This window comes from Pseudomonas frederiksbergensis (genome assembly GCF_003732665.1).
Lineage (GTDB): Bacteria > Pseudomonadota > Gammaproteobacteria > Pseudomonadales > Pseudomonadaceae > Aquipseudomonas > Aquipseudomonas frederiksbergensis_G.
The window spans coordinates 292,482-308,771 of record NZ_MOBP01000004.1 but is presented as its reverse complement, the minus strand read 5'-3'; the positions used below and the strand labels follow the sequence as shown (position 1 = coordinate 308,771).

The following is a 16,290-nucleotide window of genomic DNA, read 5'->3' as shown; positions in this document are numbered from 1 at the left end:
CCTTTCCGCACACGGTTTGTAGAGTGACCCTTTTCTCAAGAAGTGCCATCTATCGAGCAATATCAAAACTTTTTGATATTGCCCTTGCGGGGTTTTCCGACCCTCACTAGACTGCTGGCCTTATGAATTTACGCGTGCCTTCCATTCAACATGACGATTGCGATGAGCTGGCGGCCCTGTGCAAGGCCGGCGGCGATCCTCTGCGCCTGAATGTATTGCGTGCGCTGGCCAACGATTCGTTTGGCGTACTGGAACTGGCGCAGATCTTCGGCATCGGTCAGTCCGGCATGAGTCACCACCTCAAGGTCCTGGCCCAGGCCGACCTGGTGGCGACCCGCCGTGAAGGCAACGCGATTTTCTACCGTCGCGCCCTGCCCCACACCGACCTGCTGGGCGGCAAGCTGCATGCCGCGCTGCTGGAGGAAGTGGACAACCTGACCCTGCCGGCGGATGTGCAGTCGCGCATCGCTCAGGTCCACGGGCAACGGGCGGCGGCCAGCCAGGACTTTTTCTCACGGGTGGCGGAGAAGTTTCGCGCCCAGCAAGACCTGATCGCCGGCCTGCCGCAGTACCGCGAAAGCGTGGTGGCGCTGCTCGACAAGCTGAGTTTCAGCGCAGGCGCCACGGCGATTGAAGTCGGCCCCGGCGACGGCGGTTTCCTGCCGGAACTGGCGCGCCGCTTCACCCAGGTGACGGCGCTGGACAACAGCCCGGCGATGCTCGAACTGGCGCGCCAGGTCTGCGAACGCGAAACGCTGACTAATGTCAGCCTGCAATTGGCCGATGCACTTAACGGTGTGAGCCTGACCGCCGATTGCGTTGTATTGAACATGGTGCTGCACCATTTCGCCGCGCCGGCCGAAGCGCTCAAGCACATGGCCGGTTTGCTGCAACCAGGCGGTAGCCTGTTAGTGACAGAGTTATGTAGCCACAACCAGAGTTGGGCCAGGGAGGCCTGCGGTGATCTTTGGTTGGGGTTTGAACAGGACGATTTGGCCCGTTGGGCCACCGCTGCGGGACTCGTTCCCGGGGAAAGCCTCTATGTAGGCTTACGCAATGGTTTCCAGATCCAGGTTCGCCATTTTCAGCGACCGGCTGGCGACACTCACCATCGGTAAATTCAGGAAAACATCGAGATGAGCGAATACTCCCTCTTCACCTCCGAGTCCGTGTCTGAAGGGCATCCGGACAAAATCGCCGACCAGATTTCCGATGCGGTGCTGGACGCCATCATTGCTGAAGACAAGTTCGCCCGCGTTGCGTGCGAAACCATGGTCAAGACCGGCGTAGCCATCATCGCAGGTGAAGTCACCACCTCGGCCTGGGTCGATCTGGAAGACATCGTCCGTAACGTGATTCTCGATATCGGCTACAACAGCTCCGACGTCGGCTTCGACGGCGCGACCTGCGGCGTGATGAACATCATCGGCAAGCAATCCCCTGACATCAACCAGGGTGTCGACCGTGCCAAGCCTGAAGATCAGGGCGCCGGCGACCAGGGCCTGATGTTCGGCTACGCCAGCAACGAAACCGACGTGCTGATGCCGGCACCGATCACGTTCTCGCACCAACTGGTTCAGCGCCAAGCCGAAGCCCGTAAATCCGGCCTGCTGCCTTGGCTGCGCCCGGACGCCAAGTCGCAAGTGACTTGCCGTTACGAAGGCGGCAAGGTTGTCGGTATCGACGCCGTTGTTCTGTCGACCCAGCACAACCCTGAAGTGTCCTACAAAGACCTGCGCGAAGGCGTGATGGAGTTGATCGTCAAGCACGTGCTGCCTGCCGAATTGCTGTCCAAGGACACCCAGTTCCACATCAACCCGACTGGCCAGTTCATCATCGGTGGCCCGGTGGGTGACTGCGGTTTGACCGGTCGCAAGATCATCGTCGACAGCTACGGCGGCATGGCCCGTCACGGCGGCGGCGCGTTCTCCGGTAAAGATCCATCGAAGGTTGACCGTTCGGCCGCCTACGCCGGTCGTTACGTGGCCAAGAACATCGTCGCGGCCGGTCTGGCCGAGCGTTGCGAGATTCAGGTTTCCTACGCGATCGGTGTTGCTCAACCGACTTCGATCTCGTTGAACACCTTCGGCACCGGCAAAATCAGCGACGACAAAATCGTCAAACTGGTTCGCGAAGTGTTCGACCTGCGTCCATACGCAATCACCACCATGCTCGACCTGCTGCACCCGATGTACCAGGAAACCGCTGCGTACGGCCACTTCGGTCGCACCCCGCAAACCAAGACCGTGGGCGAAGACACCTTCACCACGTTCACCTGGGAAAAAACCGACCGCGCCGACGACCTGCGTCTGGCTGCCGGCCTGTAAGACTTTTCCAGCGGTACTGAAAGCCCCGCACGGTTCGCGCCGTGCGGGGCTTTTTATTGGGCGTTCACTGGGGCCCGAGTCGCGGCATTCGCGAGCAAGCCCGCTCCCACAGGGGATTATCGTCGTACACAAATTTTGTGCTCACCGAAGCCCCCCCTGTGGGAGCGGGCTTGCTCGCGAAGAGGCCAGCCCAGCCACCGCCACATCCTGCAAAACACCCACCCTTCACACCGCCCAATACTGACCTAGCCTTCAAGCATCTCCCCGAGCAAGGACGCTCTCGATGCTCCTCAACCTGCGCCTGTTTTTCGCCCTGCTACTGACATCCCTGACCGTCAACGCCGCCGACTGCCCCGACTGGCCCCACGCCCGCGCCCTGGGCGAAATCGCTGCGGTTCAAAATAAAATCAACGCATGGGACGAAAGCTACCACCGCAATGGCCGCTCCCTGGTCGCTGACGAACTCTACGACCAGTCCCGCGCCCGGCTGAAGCAATGGCGCACCTGCTTCAACCTGGCCCCCTCTCCTGAACCGTTGCGAACAGCGGGCGGCAAGGTGCCTCATCCCATCGTCCACACGGGTTTGGAAAAACTCCATGACGGACCCGCCGTCGAACACTGGCTGCGCGATCGCAAGGACGTGTGGATTCAACCCAAGGTCGATGGCGTGGCGGTGTCGTTGATTTATCGCAAGGGTTTGCTGCAACAGGCGATCAGTCGCGGTGACGGCGTGAGCGGCCAGGACTGGACGAGCGCTGCGCGGCAGATCGCCGCCATCCCCCAACAACTGACACAACCGCTGGACGTGCTGGTGCAAGGTGAACTCTATTGGCGCCTGACCGATCACGTACAAGCCAAGGCCGGCAGCCTCAACGCCCGCGCTACCGTGGCCGGGTTGATGGCGCGCAAATCGATGAGCAGCGAGCAGGCCGCCGGGATCGGCTTGTTTGTCTGGGACTGGCCACAAGGCCCGGGAAGCTGGCCTGCCCGGGTCACCGCTTTGGATAGGCTGGGTTTCCCGGTTACCGGCGCCTACAGCCAATCGATCAGCAGCTTTGCTGATGCAGAACGCTGGCGCGATCACTGGTATCGCTCGCCCCTGCCCTTTGCCAGCGACGGCGTCGTCCTGCGCCAGGATCAACGCCCGACCGCCGAGCGCTGGCAGGCGCGACCACCTTATTGGAGCGTCGCCTGGAAATACCCTTTCGCCCAGGCGCTGGCCGAGGTGCGCAAGGTCAATTTCAAGATCGGCCGTACCGGGCGGATCACGCCGGTACTTGAGCTGTCGCCGGTGAAGCTCGATGACCGGCAGATCAAGCGCGTGAGCGTCAGCTCCCTGCAACGCTGGGAGCAACTGGACATCCGCCCTGGCGATCAGGTCGCCATCAGTCTCGCAGGCCTGACCATTCCCCGGCTGGACGACGTTGTACTGCGCAGCACCGAACGCCCGGCATTGGACGCGCCACGGGCGGCGGACTTTCATCCGTTGAGCTGCTGGCAGCCGACGCCCGGTTGCGAGAGCCAATTCCTGGCGCGGCTGACCTGGCTCAGCGGCAAGCAGGGCTGGCGCTGCCCCACGTCGGCCTTGGCACTTGGGAGAAACTTCTCGCAACAGGTCGTCTTAACAGCCTGCTGGATTGGTTGACCCTCGACGCCCAAGAGCTTGCTAACATTGACGGCTTGGGCGAGCGCAGCAGCGCTCGTCTTTTAAACAGTTTTGAAAGTGCCCGGCAGCGTCCATTTATCCGCTGGCTAAAAGCCCTGGGCTTGCCGCCGACCGGTCAGGCGCAACTCGCCGACTCATGGCAGGCACTGGCGCAACGCACTCACGAACAATGGCAGGCCGAAGCCGGCATCGGTCCGGGACGCGCAGCGCAATTAAGTGCGTTTTTCCGCGACCCGCAGGTCCTGGCCTTGAGTGAAACACTACGCGTTGCCGGGATAGATGGTTTTTAGCGACCAACAATGCCCGTCGGCCCGGGAACCCAATGGTGGCGCGGCGCTCAAACAGCCCATTGCCACATCGATCCGATTGCTTTTCGCATGGAGCTTTTATGAAACTTCTTTCACCCTTCGCCCTGTTGCTCCTTTGCGGCGTAATCGCCACCCCACTGATGGCGGCCGAAGAAATCCCGGAATTGACCGGCTGCGCAGCCAAGAAACAAGGCATCGTCAACCAGATCGAACTGGCCAAGAGCCACGGCAATGCCGACCAGCAGGCCGGTCTTCAGACCGCTCTGGACGAAGTCACCGCCCACTGCACCGACGCTTCCTTGAAGAAGGAACGCGAGAACAAAGTGCTCGACGCCAAGCATGAAGTCAGCAAGCGTCAGGCCGATCTCGACAAGGCCATGAGCAAAGGCGATGCCGAGAAAATCAACAAACGCAAAGACAAACTCGCCGAATCCCGCAAGGAATTGCAGGAAGCGCTGGATGAACTGGATAAGTAGGACCTCGGCGTTGCCAGGGAGCTTTTGTGGCGAGGGAGCTTGCTCCCGCTCGGCTGCGCAGCAGTCGTCAAATCAGCAACTGTGTAAATACTGACGCTGCGCGGTGATTCCATTGGGGCTACTTCGTAGCCCAGCGGGAGCAAGCTCCCTCGCCACAAGAGCCAGAACACTGCAAATCAATGATCCCGAAACTGTTTATGGCAAGCACTGCAGGCATCTTCAACTTTCTGCACCGCCGGCCCAAGATTGCTGGCCTTGTACGGCTGGACCTGGCTGGCAATCACCAATTCACCGGTGGCGCCTTCAAGGTTGCGGGCCATTTCCTGGAAACGTGCCTGCTGCTTCCAAACATCGTCCTTGGCGCTGGTGTGATCTTCTTCACGCACCTGCGGGAAATGTTTCCACGGTTCATGGGACAGCGCATCCAGCTTCACCGCGCCTTCAGCGAATTTCGGGCCATCGAACGGGATACGGCCACGCAACATGCCACCCAGGTCTTCGCCGGTCTTGAGCATCTGCTTGAAGATCGCCTTGCGTTGACCCAGCGGCGAATTGGGGTCGACACCGCCGCAGGCGGACAAGGTCAGGCAGGCCAGCAATACAACAGAAAGTCTTTTAAGAGTCATGGTGGCTTCAGGTCACGGGGAACGGCGGCCAGTATCCTCGCGTCATCGTTAAACACCAATAGCCCTATTATCAATAAGGGTTGCCTGAGCGCATGGAGCACTCAGGCAACCGTCAAAGGAATTACTCCATGAACAGCCGTTTCATGGCCTGGCGTCCCCGCCTGGCCTGGACCCTTCCGATGGTAGCCGTGCTCGCGGGCTGCACCGGTGGCGAAAACAACACCCCGAAAACCCATGCCCTGGCCACCTACACCAGCGCCACTTGGGAAGCGTTGCCGGCGGTATCCGACGCCGATCTGGTGGCCGGTTTCGGTTCCTGGCGCAGCGCCTGCACCCGACTCAAGGCCGACCCGGTCTGGGGCTCGACCTGCGCATCTGCCGCCAACGTTCCCCAGACCGCCGGCGAAATTCGCGGTTTCCTCAAGCAGAACCTCGATGTCTACGGCCTGCGCGCCGCCAATGACAACCCCAACGGCCTGATCACCGGCTACTACGAACCGGTGTACCCCGGCAGCCTGACCCAAACCGAAGTGGCAAATGTCCCGGTGTACGGCGTGCCCGAGGACATGATCATTGTGTCCCTGGACAGCATTTACCCGGAACTCAAGGGCAAGCGTCTGCGCGGTCGCCTTGAAGGTCGCGTGCTCAAACCGTACGACGACGCCGCCACCATCGAGAGCAAAGGGGTCAAGGCGCCAGTGGTGGCCTGGCTGACCGATCCGATGAACCTGCAGTTCCTGCAAATCCAGGGCTCCGGGCGCATCCAGCTAGACAGTGGTCGCCAACTGCGCATCGCTTATGCCGACCAGAACGGCCACCCCTATCGTCCCATCGGCCGCTGGCTGGTGGATCAAGGTGAGCTGAAGAAAGAAGACGTGACCATGGGCGCCATCAGCGCCTGGGCCAAGGCGAATCCGTCGCGCATTCCGCAACTGCTTGGCAGCAACCCCAGCTACGTGTTTTTCACCCAAAACCCGGACAGCAACGAAGGGCCTCGCGGCTCGCTGAACGTGCCGCTGACGGCTGGCTATAGCGCGGCGGTGGATCGCAAGGTGATTCCGTTGGGCAGCCTGTTGTGGTTATCCACCACCAAACCGGATGGCAGCGCACTGGTGCGCCCGGTAGCGGCCCAGGACACTGGCGGCGCGATTGCCGGCGAAGTACGGGCGGACCTGTTCTGGGGCACTGGCGAAGCGGCCGGGCAACTGGCCGGGGATATGAAACAGCAGGGGCAAATCTGGATGTTGTGGCCTAAAGGTGCAGCGTTGCCGCAAGTGCCGCAGGTGGCTGATGCGGTGAAGCCTTAGGATATCTGCTGGCAGTTAGATCGCCATCGCGAGCAAGCTCGCTCCCACATTTGGAATGCATTCCCCTGTGGGAGCGAGCTTGCTCGCGATGAGGCCAGTACAAACACCAAATCTGTCCGTTCAGATCGAGACGAAGAAGAAACTCGCAATCAACCCCATCCCCACAAACCACACCAGCGACCGCAAGATCGCCCAGTCCGCCAGGTAGCAAATGATGTAGAGCAACCGACTGGTGATAAACAGCACCGCCAGCACGTTGACCGTCACCAACTGCGCCGTGCCCACCAGATGTGCCGCGAGCACTGCCACGGCGAACGCCGGCATCACTTCAAAACTGTTCAACTGCGCCGCATGCGCACGCCGGCCCAAGCCATTCAGGGATTCGAGAAAGTCCCGGGGATCATGGTTGTCTTTCAGGTTGTACCTGCCACTGGCCTTGGCGATGGCCGTGCAGACATAGGGCAGGAAAATCGCGATCAACACGCACCATAGAGCAACCGTCATAAAGCAGTCCCTTCTTCAGTTTTCAGAAATTCGGTGGCCGGTCAAAACTTCATCACCAGGATGCCGATCAGCACCAACCCACAGGCTAAGAGCCGTGGCCGGCCGAAAGGTTCTTTCAAGTAGCGCATGCCGAACAGCACCACCAGGATTACGCTGATTTCGCGCAGCGCCGCCGCTTCGGCAATCGAGCCCAGTTGCATGGCCCACAGCACCAAAGCGTAGCTGAACAACACGCAAAACCCGACCGCCAACCCCAGTCGCCATTGTTCACGCCAGAACAGCATGAACGCCGGCCGCTTGCGCACCAGCGCCAGCAACGGGAACGGCCAGGCACTGAGCAACGTGACCCAGACCAGGTAGTCCAGCGGATGAGACCAGCGCCGCAACGCCTGGCCGTCGATAAAGGTGTAGCAGCCGATGCACAGGCCAATCAGCGCCACCACCGGCAGCATCGACCACGGCAAGCGGGCACCGCCACCGCCCTGCCACAGCAGGCAAAGCATGCCGAACGGAATCAGCAAAATGCCGAAGATCTGCTGATGGGTCAGCACTTCCCCGGCGAAGATCAGCGTCAGCGCCAACACCACGAGCGGCGACAGGCCTCGCATCAGCGGATAGACCAAACCCAGGTCGCCGACCCGATAGGCCTGGATCAACAGATAGCGATAGAGCAACTCGAACGCCGCCGACGCCAGAATCCACGGCCAGATTTCAATCGGCGGTACGTTCACGAACGGCAGCATCACGGCGACAAACAGCATCGCCACCGAATCCATGCACGCCACCACCAGCAGCCGCTCGGCGCTGAATTTGATCAGGGTATTCCACGCCGCGTGCAACAGCGCTGCTACCAACACCAGTGCTGTTGCAAGCACGGTTCACTCCTTTTGTTGCCCACCCCCATCCCTGTAGGAGCGAGGCTTGCCCGCGAAGGCGATCTCAAGGACGCCTTCGCGGGCAAGCCTCGCTCCTACGAAACGCGGGCGGAGAATTGATTCGCCATATGTCCGCAGCTGTTTATACTGCAAGCGACCACGCCGCACTCAGTTGCGCACAGACTAATTCCAATAATTTCTGCCCCCGCCCGCTCTCCTCGAGAACGGTCGATGGCCTGCGTATGCCTGATCCGAGCGTCAAGACTACTGACAGAGACCTTGCGCATGCCACTCGCCTTGCTTGCCCTCGCTGTTGCCGCGTTCGGCATCGGCACCACTGAATTCGTCATCATGGGTTTGCTGCCCGATGTCGCCCGCGACCTCGCCGTGAGCATTCCCCACGCTGGCCTGTTGATTACCGGCTACGCCCTGGGCGTCGTGTTCGGCGCGCCGATCCTGGCGATCGGCACCGCCAACATGCCGCGCAAAGCCACGTTGCTGGGCATGACGCTGATGTTCATCCTCGGCAACATCCTCTGCGCCCTGGCGCCGAACTACGCGACGCTGATGGCCGCCCGGGTGGTCACCGCGTTGTGCCACGGCGCGTTCTTCGGCATCGGCTCGGTGGTGGCCGCCGGTCTGGTGGCACCGAACAAACGGGCCCAGGCGATTGCCATGATGTTCACCGGTTTGACCCTGGCCAATGTGCTCGGCGTGCCGTTGGGCACCGCGCTCGGTCAGTACGCGGGATGGCGCTCGACCTTTTGGGCGGTGTCGGTGATTGGCGTGATCGCAGCCATTGCCCAGTGGGTCTGGTTGCCGAAAGACATCGCCATGGACAAGGCCAACCTGGCCAGCGAGTTCAAGGTGCTGGGCAAGGTCAACGTGTTGCTGGCTCTGGGCATGAGCGTGCTGGCGTCCACCAGTCTGTTCAGCGTCTTCACCTATATCGCGCCGATCCTGCAAGACATCACCGGCGTCAGCCCCCACGGCGTGACCATCATGCTGCTGTTGTTCGGCGTCGGCCTGACGGCGGGCAGCATGCTCGGTGGTCGGCTGGCGGACAGTCGTTTGCTGCCCTCACTGGTGGGCATGGCCCTGGCAGTCGTTCTGGTGCTGGCGGCGTTCAGCCAGACAAGTCATTCGGTGATTCCGGCGGCGATTACGCTGGTGCTGTGGGGGATCTTTGCGTTTGCCCTGTGCCCGATCCTGCAACTGCTGATCATCGATCAGGCCCATGAAGCGCCGAACCTGGGTTCGACGCTGAATCAGAGCGCGTTCAACCTCGGCAACGCCGCCGGTGCGTGGATTGGCGGGCTGGTGGTGGCCAGTGGCGCAGACCTGGCGGACTTGCCGTGGACCGGGGCGCTGGTCAGTGGGCTGACGGTGCTGACCGCGCTTTTCTATATTTACCTGCAACGGCGCGGGGCGGCTGCGGTCAATGTGTCCGGCTGAACACCTGCTTCGTCCATGACAATGCCTTCGCGGGCAAGCCTCGCTCCTACAGGGGATCGCGCAAATCCTGTGGGAGCGGGCTTGCTCGCGAAGAAGCTCACACGGTGCAACTGCCTGAACCCAATTCCCCCCCTCCATCCAAGGACCCCGGATGCTTGAACTTGTCGCTGCGTTTATCTGCCTCACCTCCCTCCTCACCTATGTGAATTTCCGCTTCATCGGCCTGCCGCCGACCATCGGCGTGATGGTCACCGCGCTGATGTTTTCCCTGCTGCTGCAAGGCCTGAGCTTCATCGGCTACCCCGGCCTCGAAGAACGCGTGCAACAACTGATCGGCCAGATCGATTTCGGTGATCTGCTGATGAACTGGATGCTGTCGTTCCTGCTGTTCGCCGGTGCCCTGCACGTCAACTTGAACGACCTGCGCAGTTACCGCTGGCCCATCGGCTTGCTGGCGACCTTCGGCGTATTGATCGCCACCGCCGTGATCGGCAGCCTCGCCTGGTACATTTTTGCCCTGTTCGGCTGGCACGTGAGCTTCCTCTATTGCCTGCTGTTCGGCGCACTGATCTCCCCCACCGACCCGATCGCGGTACTCGGTGTGCTGCGGACGGCCAATGCGTCCAAACCGCTGAAAACCACCATCGTCGGCGAGTCGCTGTTCAATGACGGCACGGCGGTGGTGGTGTTCACCGTGTTGCTGGGCATCGCGCAATTGGGCGAAACCCCGACCGTCGGCGCCACGGCCATGCTATTCGCCCATGAAGCCATTGGTGGCGTGGTGTTCGGCGGGCTGATTGGTTACCTCGTCTATTTGATGATCAAGAGCATCGAGCAGCATCAGATCGAAGTGATGCTGACCCTGGCGCTGGTGATCGGCGGTTCGGCCATGGCTTCGGAGCTACACGTTTCCGCACCGATTGCGATGGTGGTGGCCGGGCTGATCATCGGTAACCTGGGGCGCAACCTGGCGATGAACGACATGACGCGAAAGTATCTGGACGGTTTCTGGGAACTGCTCGACGACATGCTCAACGCCCTGCTGTTCGCGCTGATCGGCATGGAGCTGTTGCTGCTGCCGTTCAACTGGCTGCACGTATTGGCCGCGAGTTTGCTCGCGCTAGCTATTCTGCTGTCGCGCCTGCTGACCGTGGCCCCGGCCATTCTGTTGCTGCGGCGCTGGCGCACGGTGCCGCGCGGGACGATCCGCATCCTGACCTGGGGTGGTTTGCGCGGCGGTGTGTCGGTGGCGTTGGCCCTGGCCCTGCCGCTGGGCCCGGAGCGGGATCTGATCTTGAGCATCACCTACATCGTGGTGTTGTCGTCGATCCTGTTGCAGGGCTTGAGCATCGGCAAACTGGTCAAGCACGTCACCAAGGATGAGCCCGCGCCAACGGCACAGGCTGAACATCACTGATCATTTTTTGATCTTCTGCGGGTCAAGCCTCCCGGGCTGATCCGCAGCCTTGTTCGGCGTGCTGCTTTCACTGCGCACCTGGGCATGGCTGATCAGGGCAAAGATGAAACTGCCGCCAATGATGTTGCCCGCCAGCGTCGGCCCGGCGAACACCAGCCAGAAATCCTTCCACGGCAATTCGCCGGCAAACACCAGGTACGACACTTCCGCCGAACCGACGACGATGTGGGTGAAATCCCCCAGCGCCATCAGGTAGGTGATGAGGATGATGATCCACATCTTGGCGCTTTCCATGGACGGAATCATCCAGACCATGGTGGCGATCATCCAGCCGGAAATGATGCCTTTGGCGAACATCTGACTGGCGCTGTTTTCCATGATCTTGCGCCCGATGTCGAGGAAGGCCAGGTCGGTCTTGGTGTCGAAGATCGGCAGGTGCAGCATCACGTACGCCACCAGCAACGTGCCGCACAGGTTGCCGAACAGCACGACGCCCCACAGGCGCAGCAACCGCCCGAAATTGTTCAGCGTGGGTTTGGTCATGATCGGCAGCACGGCCGTCAGGGTGTTTTCGGTGAACAACTGCTGACGTGCCAGGATCACCGCGAGGAAACCGGCGCAGTAGCCGAAACTGGCGATCACCTTGAAGCCTTCGCCGTCCGGCAGCCGCGAGTTGAGCAACCCCATGGCCATCAGCGACAGGCCCATGGTCAGGCCGGCGGCCAGGGCCGACCACCAGAGCGCGGCGACGCTACGCTCCAGCTCCTGATCGCCCTGGGTGCGGATGATTTCGTGCAGCACCGCCGCCCGGGGCGGTTGGTTGCGGTCGGCTTCGTGTTGCTCTTCAGCCGAGAGGTTCGGGGTCTTGCCGTCTTTTTGAGTGTCCATGGAGCTCCGCAACCGGTGGCGTGTCATGTAGGTACGACACGCGGGGTTCGGAGCTGTTCACTGACCCGGTAAATCATCATTGCCGGTCTGGCCGCCTTCGCGAGCAAGCCCGCTCCCACATTGGATCTGTGACGGGCACCAATCCAATGTGGGAGCGGGCTTGCTCGCGAAGGGAGCGCCGCAAATCTCACTCGCTGGCGACGTCATCCTTGAACTGGTCTTTGACGTACAGGATTTCGGTCCGCCCGTGGGGCGCCGGCAAACCATCTTCACCGAGGTTGACGAACACCATCCGCTCAACCGTGAGGATGCTCTTGCGCGTGATCTTGTTACGCACTTCGCAGGTCAGGGTGATGGAGGTGCGGCCGAACTCGGTGGCGGTGATGCCCAGTTCGATGATGTCGCCCTGGCGCGAGGCGCTGACGAAGTTGATTTCGGAAATGTACTTGGTGACCACGCGCTGGTTGCCCAGCTGGACGATCGCATAGATCGCCGCTTCTTCGTCGATCCAGCGCAACAGGCTGCCGCCGAACAGCGTGCCGTTGGGGTTGAGGTCTTCGGGTTTTACCCACTTGCGGGTGTGGAAATTCATGTTCACTCCTGAGCGTCTTGCCGAATGATGGTGGGCATCATGGCAGAGCCCGACCTAGAGCTCTATTACGCATCGACTATGGTCTCGATTACCGTTCGGACATTGACCAACAGAAAGGCTTTGGAAGATAAGAATAGCCCGCTATAATCGCCACCGTTTCAGAACGGTCATCTTCAGTTGATACCGTTTTCCCGCCACCTGTCCGAGGGGCGCTGCAGCAGGTTCGACCTGTCAGGCTCGGATGGGGCGTTGCCTGGTCTCATCGACCGGACACTAAACGCACAACGGCGCCCATTCGCATACATTACGAATGGAGGCTCTTCATGAGCGCTGTTATCACGCCTGCAGATTTTACCGATTACAAAGTCGCCGACATGTCCCTGGCTGCCTGGGGCCGTCGCGAAACCATCATCGCCGAATCCGAAATGCCTGCCCTGATGGGTCTGCGCCGCAAGTACGCCGGTGAGCAGCCGCTCAAGGGCGCCAAGATTCTCGGCTGCATCCACATGACCATCCAGACTGCCGTGCTGATCGAAACCCTGGTTGCCCTGGGTGCCGAAGTGCGTTGGTCGTCCTGCAACATTTTCTCGACTCAAGACCAGGCCGCTGCTGCTATCGCCGCTGCCGGCATCGCGGTTTACGCATGGAAAGGCGAAACCGAAGAAGAGTACGAGTGGTGCCTGGAGCAAACCATCCTGAAGGATGGCGCGCCATGGGATGCCAACATGATCCTCGACGACGGCGGCGACCTGACCGAGCTGCTGCACAAGAAATACCCGGCGATCTTGGACCGCGTCCACGGCGTCACCGAAGAGACCACCACCGGCGTTCACCGTCTGCTGGACATGCTGGCCAAGGGCGAGCTGAAAATCCCGGCCATCAACGTCAACGACTCGGTGACCAAGAGCAAGAACGACAACAAGTACGGCTGCCGTCACAGCCTGAACGACGCCATCAAACGCGGCACCGATCACCTGCTGTCCGGCAAGCAAGCGCTGGTCATCGGCTACGGTGACGTGGGTAAGGGCTCCGCTCAGTCCCTGCGTCAGGAAGGCATGATCGTTAAAGTCTCCGAAGTTGACCCGATCTGCGCCATGCAAGCCTGCATGGACGGCTACGAGCTGGTTTCGCCGTTCATCGACGGCATCAACGACGGCACCGAAGCCTCCATCGACAAAGCGCTGCTGGGCAAGATCGACCTGATCGTGACCACCACCGGCAACGTCAATGTTTGCGACTCGAACATGCTCAAAGCCCTGAAGAAGCGCGCTGTTGTCTGCAACATCGGCCACTTCGACAATGAAATCGACACTGCTTTCATGCGCAAGAACTGGGCATGGGAAGAAGTGAAGCCACAGGTTCACAAGATCCACCGTACCGGCCCTGGCGCATTCGATGCCCAGAACGACGACTACCTGATCCTGCTGGCCGAAGGCCGTCTGGTTAACCTGGGTAACGCCACCGGTCACCCAAGCCGCATCATGGACGGTTCGTTCGCCAACCAGGTTCTGGCGCAGATCTTCCTGTTCGGCCAGAAGTACGCCGACCTGTCGCCAGCCCAGAAAGCCGAGCGCCTGACTGTTGAAGTACTGCCGAAGAAACTCGACGAAGAAGTGGCCCTGGAAATGGTCCGCGGTTTCGGCGGCGTCGTGACTCAACTGACCAAGACCCAGGCCGACTACATCGGCGTGACCGTCGAAGGCCCGTTCAAGCCGCACGCTTACCGCTACTGATTGGTCCTGCTGTCCGCCCCTTTCGCAGGGGCGGACTCATGCAGAAACCACGCAAATCTGTAGGAGCAAAGCTTGCTCGCGATAGCATCACCACGGTTTCCCTTGGATACCGCGGCGCGTTCATCGCGAGCAAGCTTTGCTCCTACAAAAGCAAGGCTTACGCGTTTCCAAGGATATGACCATGTCCCAAGACCGTCGCTACAGCTTCGAGTTCTTCCCTACGAAGACCGATGCTGGGCATGAAAAACTGCTCGCCACTGCCCGTCAGCTGGCAACGTACAACCCCGATTTCTTTTCCTGCACCTATGGCGCTGGCGGTTCGACCCGTGATCGCACCATCAACACCGTGTTGCAGCTCGAAAGCGAAGTCAAAGTCCCGGCCGCACCGCATCTGTCTTGCGTGGGCGACAGCAAGGACGACCTGCGTGGCCTGCTGAAGCAATACAAGGCAGCCGGCATTACTCGCATCGTCGCCCTGCGCGGTGACCTGCCGTCGGGCATGGGCATGGCCAGCGGTGAACTGCGCCACGCTAACGACCTGGTTGAATTCATTCGTGAAGAAACCGGCGATCATTTCCACATCGAAGTCGCCGCTTACCCGGAAATGCATCCGCAGGCGCGCAATTTCGAAGACGATCTGAACAACTTCGTGCGCAAGGCCAACGCTGGCGCCGACAGCGCGATCACCCAGTACTTCTTCAACGCCGACAGCTACTTCTACTTCGTCGAGCGTGTACGGGCACTGGGCGTCAACATCCCGATCGTGCCAGGGATCATGCCGATTACCAACTACAGCAAGCTCGCGCGCTTCTCCGATGCCTGCGGTGCGGAAATCCCGCGCTGGATCCGCAAGCAACTGGAAGCCTACGGCGACGACACCCAGAGCATTCAAGGCTTTGGTGAGCAAGTCATCACCGAAATGTGCGAACGCCTGCTGCAAGGTGGCGCTCCAGGGTTGCACTTCTATACGTTGAACCAGGCTGAGCCGAGTCTGGCGGTGTGGAACAACCTGAAGTTGCCGCGCTGAAGCAGCTACAAGCTTCAAGCTGAAAGCGTCAAGAAAGATCAAAAGATCGCAGCCTTCGGCAGCTCCTACAGGGTGAACGCAATCCCCTGTAGGAGCTGGCGAAGCCTGCGATCTTTTGCTTTCACGCCCTTTTATTGTGCAGCAACACGCTGAGTTAGAGCTTCTGCGGCCAGTTTCTGGCTCTTTACGGTTTCTCGTCGTAATCTCAAGCCATGCCTTTGATCACGCAGCTCCTGACCGTGCTTCTTTTCACTTGCCTGAGCTTTGCCGCTCGGGGCGAGAAATTGCGCATTGTCACGGAACCGTGGGCGCCGTACGTGTATGAGGAAAACGGCAAAGCCCTGGGCCTGGACTATGAAACCACCGCCATCGTCTTCAAGCGATTGGGGATCGAAGTGGAGTGGCAATTCCTGCCCTGGAAGCGCTGCCTGTCGATGCTCGACACCGGCCAGGCCGACGGCGCGCTCGACATCTTTCACAGCGATGAACGGGACGCCACCCTGCTCTACCCCAGCGAACCGCTCTCGGAAGTCGAGTTCGTGATGTTCTACGCCAACGAGCGGCCCCATCCGTTCAGCACGCTCAATGACCTGAAAGGCCTGACCATCGGCACCTCGCCCGGTTACCTCTACAGCGAGGATTTCAGCAGCTCGACTTTGTTTACCCGCGAACCGGCGCCGACCCATGAAGCCAACTTCGGCAAACTGCTGCGCGGACGCATCGACCTGTTGATCACTGACCGCCGGGTCGGCCAGCACTTGCTGGATGAGCTGAAAATCCGCGACCAGATCACCGAAAACCCGACAATCATCAGCCACCAGAGCCAATTCCTGGCGGTTCGGCGCAACGCCGGCATGGATTTGCTGGTGCAGCGCTTTGGCGCCGAGCTCAAGCGATTCAAGCGCGAGCCCGCCTACGCTGAGCTGAGCGCCCGTTATGGCGCAAGTCCCGCTTCCGATGTAAAAGCGACAGGCACCACCGCAGCCCGGGGAAAAACCGTTGAGCAGCAGGAAAGCGGCGCGCAGTGATTGCTCTGTTATACTCCGGCCTTCCCGCCAGGCTCACGCCCGGACGCTCGGAATCGTTCAA

The 16,290-nt window shown here is 60.6% G+C and carries 14 protein-coding genes, 1 pseudogene and 1 riboswitch; of the genes and pseudogenes, 10 read left to right on the top strand and 5 right to left on the bottom strand.

The genetic code is table 11. The features are described from left to right. Positions 1 to 122 precede the first annotated feature (122 nt). From BK665_RS07520 to BK665_RS07505, 4 genes and pseudogenes are all read left to right on the top strand, one after another. On the top strand, positions 123 to 1,118 hold the full coding sequence (locus BK665_RS07520; RefSeq protein ID WP_123404280.1) for an ArsR/SmtB family transcription factor: 996 nt from the start codon (positions 123 to 125) through the stop codon (positions 1,116 to 1,118). Positions 1,119 to 1,136: 18 nt separating this feature from the next. Then, positions 1,137 to 2,327, top strand: coding sequence for a methionine adenosyltransferase (gene metK / locus BK665_RS07515; RefSeq protein ID WP_123404278.1), 1,191 nt, complete (start codon positions 1,137 to 1,139; stop codon positions 2,325 to 2,327). Positions 2,328 to 2,610: 283 nt separating this feature from the next. Next, positions 2,611 to 4,283 (top strand): annotated as a pseudogene (gene ligB, locus BK665_RS07510) (NAD-dependent DNA ligase LigB). Between the two features lie 98 nt (positions 4,284 to 4,381). Then, positions 4,382 to 4,777 carry a DUF1090 domain-containing protein gene (locus BK665_RS07505; RefSeq protein ID WP_123404276.1) on the top strand — a complete coding sequence of 132 codons (396 nt, stop codon included), beginning with the start codon at positions 4,382 to 4,384 and terminating at the stop codon, positions 4,775 to 4,777. A gap of 176 nt (positions 4,778 to 4,953) precedes the next feature. Here the strand turns inward: BK665_RS07505 and BK665_RS07500 are convergent, their stop codons facing one another. After that, positions 4,954 to 5,403: a c-type cytochrome gene (locus tag BK665_RS07500; RefSeq protein WP_123404274.1), complete on the bottom strand. Its 450-nt coding sequence runs from the start codon at positions 5,401 to 5,403 to the stop codon at positions 4,954 to 4,956. Between the two features lie 128 nt (positions 5,404 to 5,531). On the opposite strand from BK665_RS07500, the gene mltA reads away from it, so the two are divergent. Then, complete coding sequence (gene mltA / locus BK665_RS07495; RefSeq protein ID WP_123404272.1) at positions 5,532 to 6,710, top strand: murein transglycosylase A; 1,179 nt, start codon at positions 5,532 to 5,534, stop codon at positions 6,708 to 6,710. Between the two features lie 120 nt (positions 6,711 to 6,830). Here mltA and BK665_RS07490 read toward each other — a convergent pair whose 3' ends face one another. Continuing rightward, the gene (locus BK665_RS07490) at positions 6,831 to 7,214 is read right to left on the bottom strand and encodes an MAPEG family protein (protein ID WP_123404270.1); all 384 of its coding nucleotides are present in this window, start codon (positions 7,212 to 7,214) and stop codon (positions 6,831 to 6,833) included. 41 nt (positions 7,215 to 7,255) lie between these two features. After that, positions 7,256 to 8,089: an EamA family transporter gene (locus BK665_RS07485; RefSeq protein WP_123404268.1), complete on the bottom strand. Its 834-nt coding sequence runs from the start codon at positions 8,087 to 8,089 to the stop codon at positions 7,256 to 7,258. A 285-nt stretch (positions 8,090 to 8,374) separates the two neighbouring features. Between BK665_RS07485 and BK665_RS07480 the strand changes: the two genes are divergently transcribed. Both BK665_RS07480 and BK665_RS07475 read left to right on the top strand, forming a co-directional pair. Next, positions 8,375 to 9,544 carry an MFS transporter gene (locus tag BK665_RS07480; RefSeq protein WP_123404266.1) on the top strand — a complete coding sequence of 390 codons (1,170 nt, stop codon included), beginning with the start codon at positions 8,375 to 8,377 and terminating at the stop codon, positions 9,542 to 9,544. A 151-nt stretch (positions 9,545 to 9,695) separates the two neighbouring features. Then, positions 9,696 to 10,961 (top strand): cation:proton antiporter, encoded by a 1,266-nt coding sequence (locus BK665_RS07475; RefSeq protein ID WP_123404264.1) that lies wholly within the window; start codon positions 9,696 to 9,698, stop codon positions 10,959 to 10,961. On the opposite strand, the gene BK665_RS07470 is transcribed toward BK665_RS07475, so the two are convergent. Continuing rightward, positions 10,962 to 11,849, bottom strand: a complete 888-nt coding sequence (locus tag BK665_RS07470) for a formate/nitrite transporter family protein (RefSeq protein ID WP_123404262.1) — start codon at positions 11,847 to 11,849, stop codon at positions 10,962 to 10,964. It lies immediately after the preceding gene. Positions 11,850 to 12,036: 187 nt separating this feature from the next. Further along, entirely contained in the window at positions 12,037 to 12,441 is a 405-nt protein-coding gene (locus tag BK665_RS07465; protein ID WP_123404261.1) for an acyl-CoA thioesterase, read from the bottom strand. 198 nt (positions 12,442 to 12,639) lie between these two features. Then, positions 12,640 to 12,741, top strand: a riboswitch (S-adenosyl-L-homocysteine riboswitch). A 23-nt stretch (positions 12,742 to 12,764) separates the two neighbouring features. Here BK665_RS07465 and ahcY point away from each other — a divergent pair. From ahcY to BK665_RS07450, 3 genes are all read left to right on the top strand, one after another. After that, positions 12,765 to 14,174: an adenosylhomocysteinase gene (gene ahcY, locus BK665_RS07460; protein WP_123404259.1), complete on the top strand. Its 1,410-nt coding sequence runs from the start codon at positions 12,765 to 12,767 to the stop codon at positions 14,172 to 14,174. Between the two features lie 181 nt (positions 14,175 to 14,355). Next, positions 14,356 to 15,201, top strand: a complete 846-nt coding sequence (metF, locus tag BK665_RS07455; RefSeq protein ID WP_123404257.1) for a methylenetetrahydrofolate reductase [NAD(P)H] — start codon at positions 14,356 to 14,358, stop codon at positions 15,199 to 15,201. Between the two features lie 212 nt (positions 15,202 to 15,413). Next, positions 15,414 to 16,229 (top strand): substrate-binding periplasmic protein, encoded by an 816-nt coding sequence (locus tag BK665_RS07450; RefSeq protein ID WP_123404255.1) that lies wholly within the window; start codon positions 15,414 to 15,416, stop codon positions 16,227 to 16,229. Positions 16,230 to 16,290 lie beyond the last annotated feature (61 nt).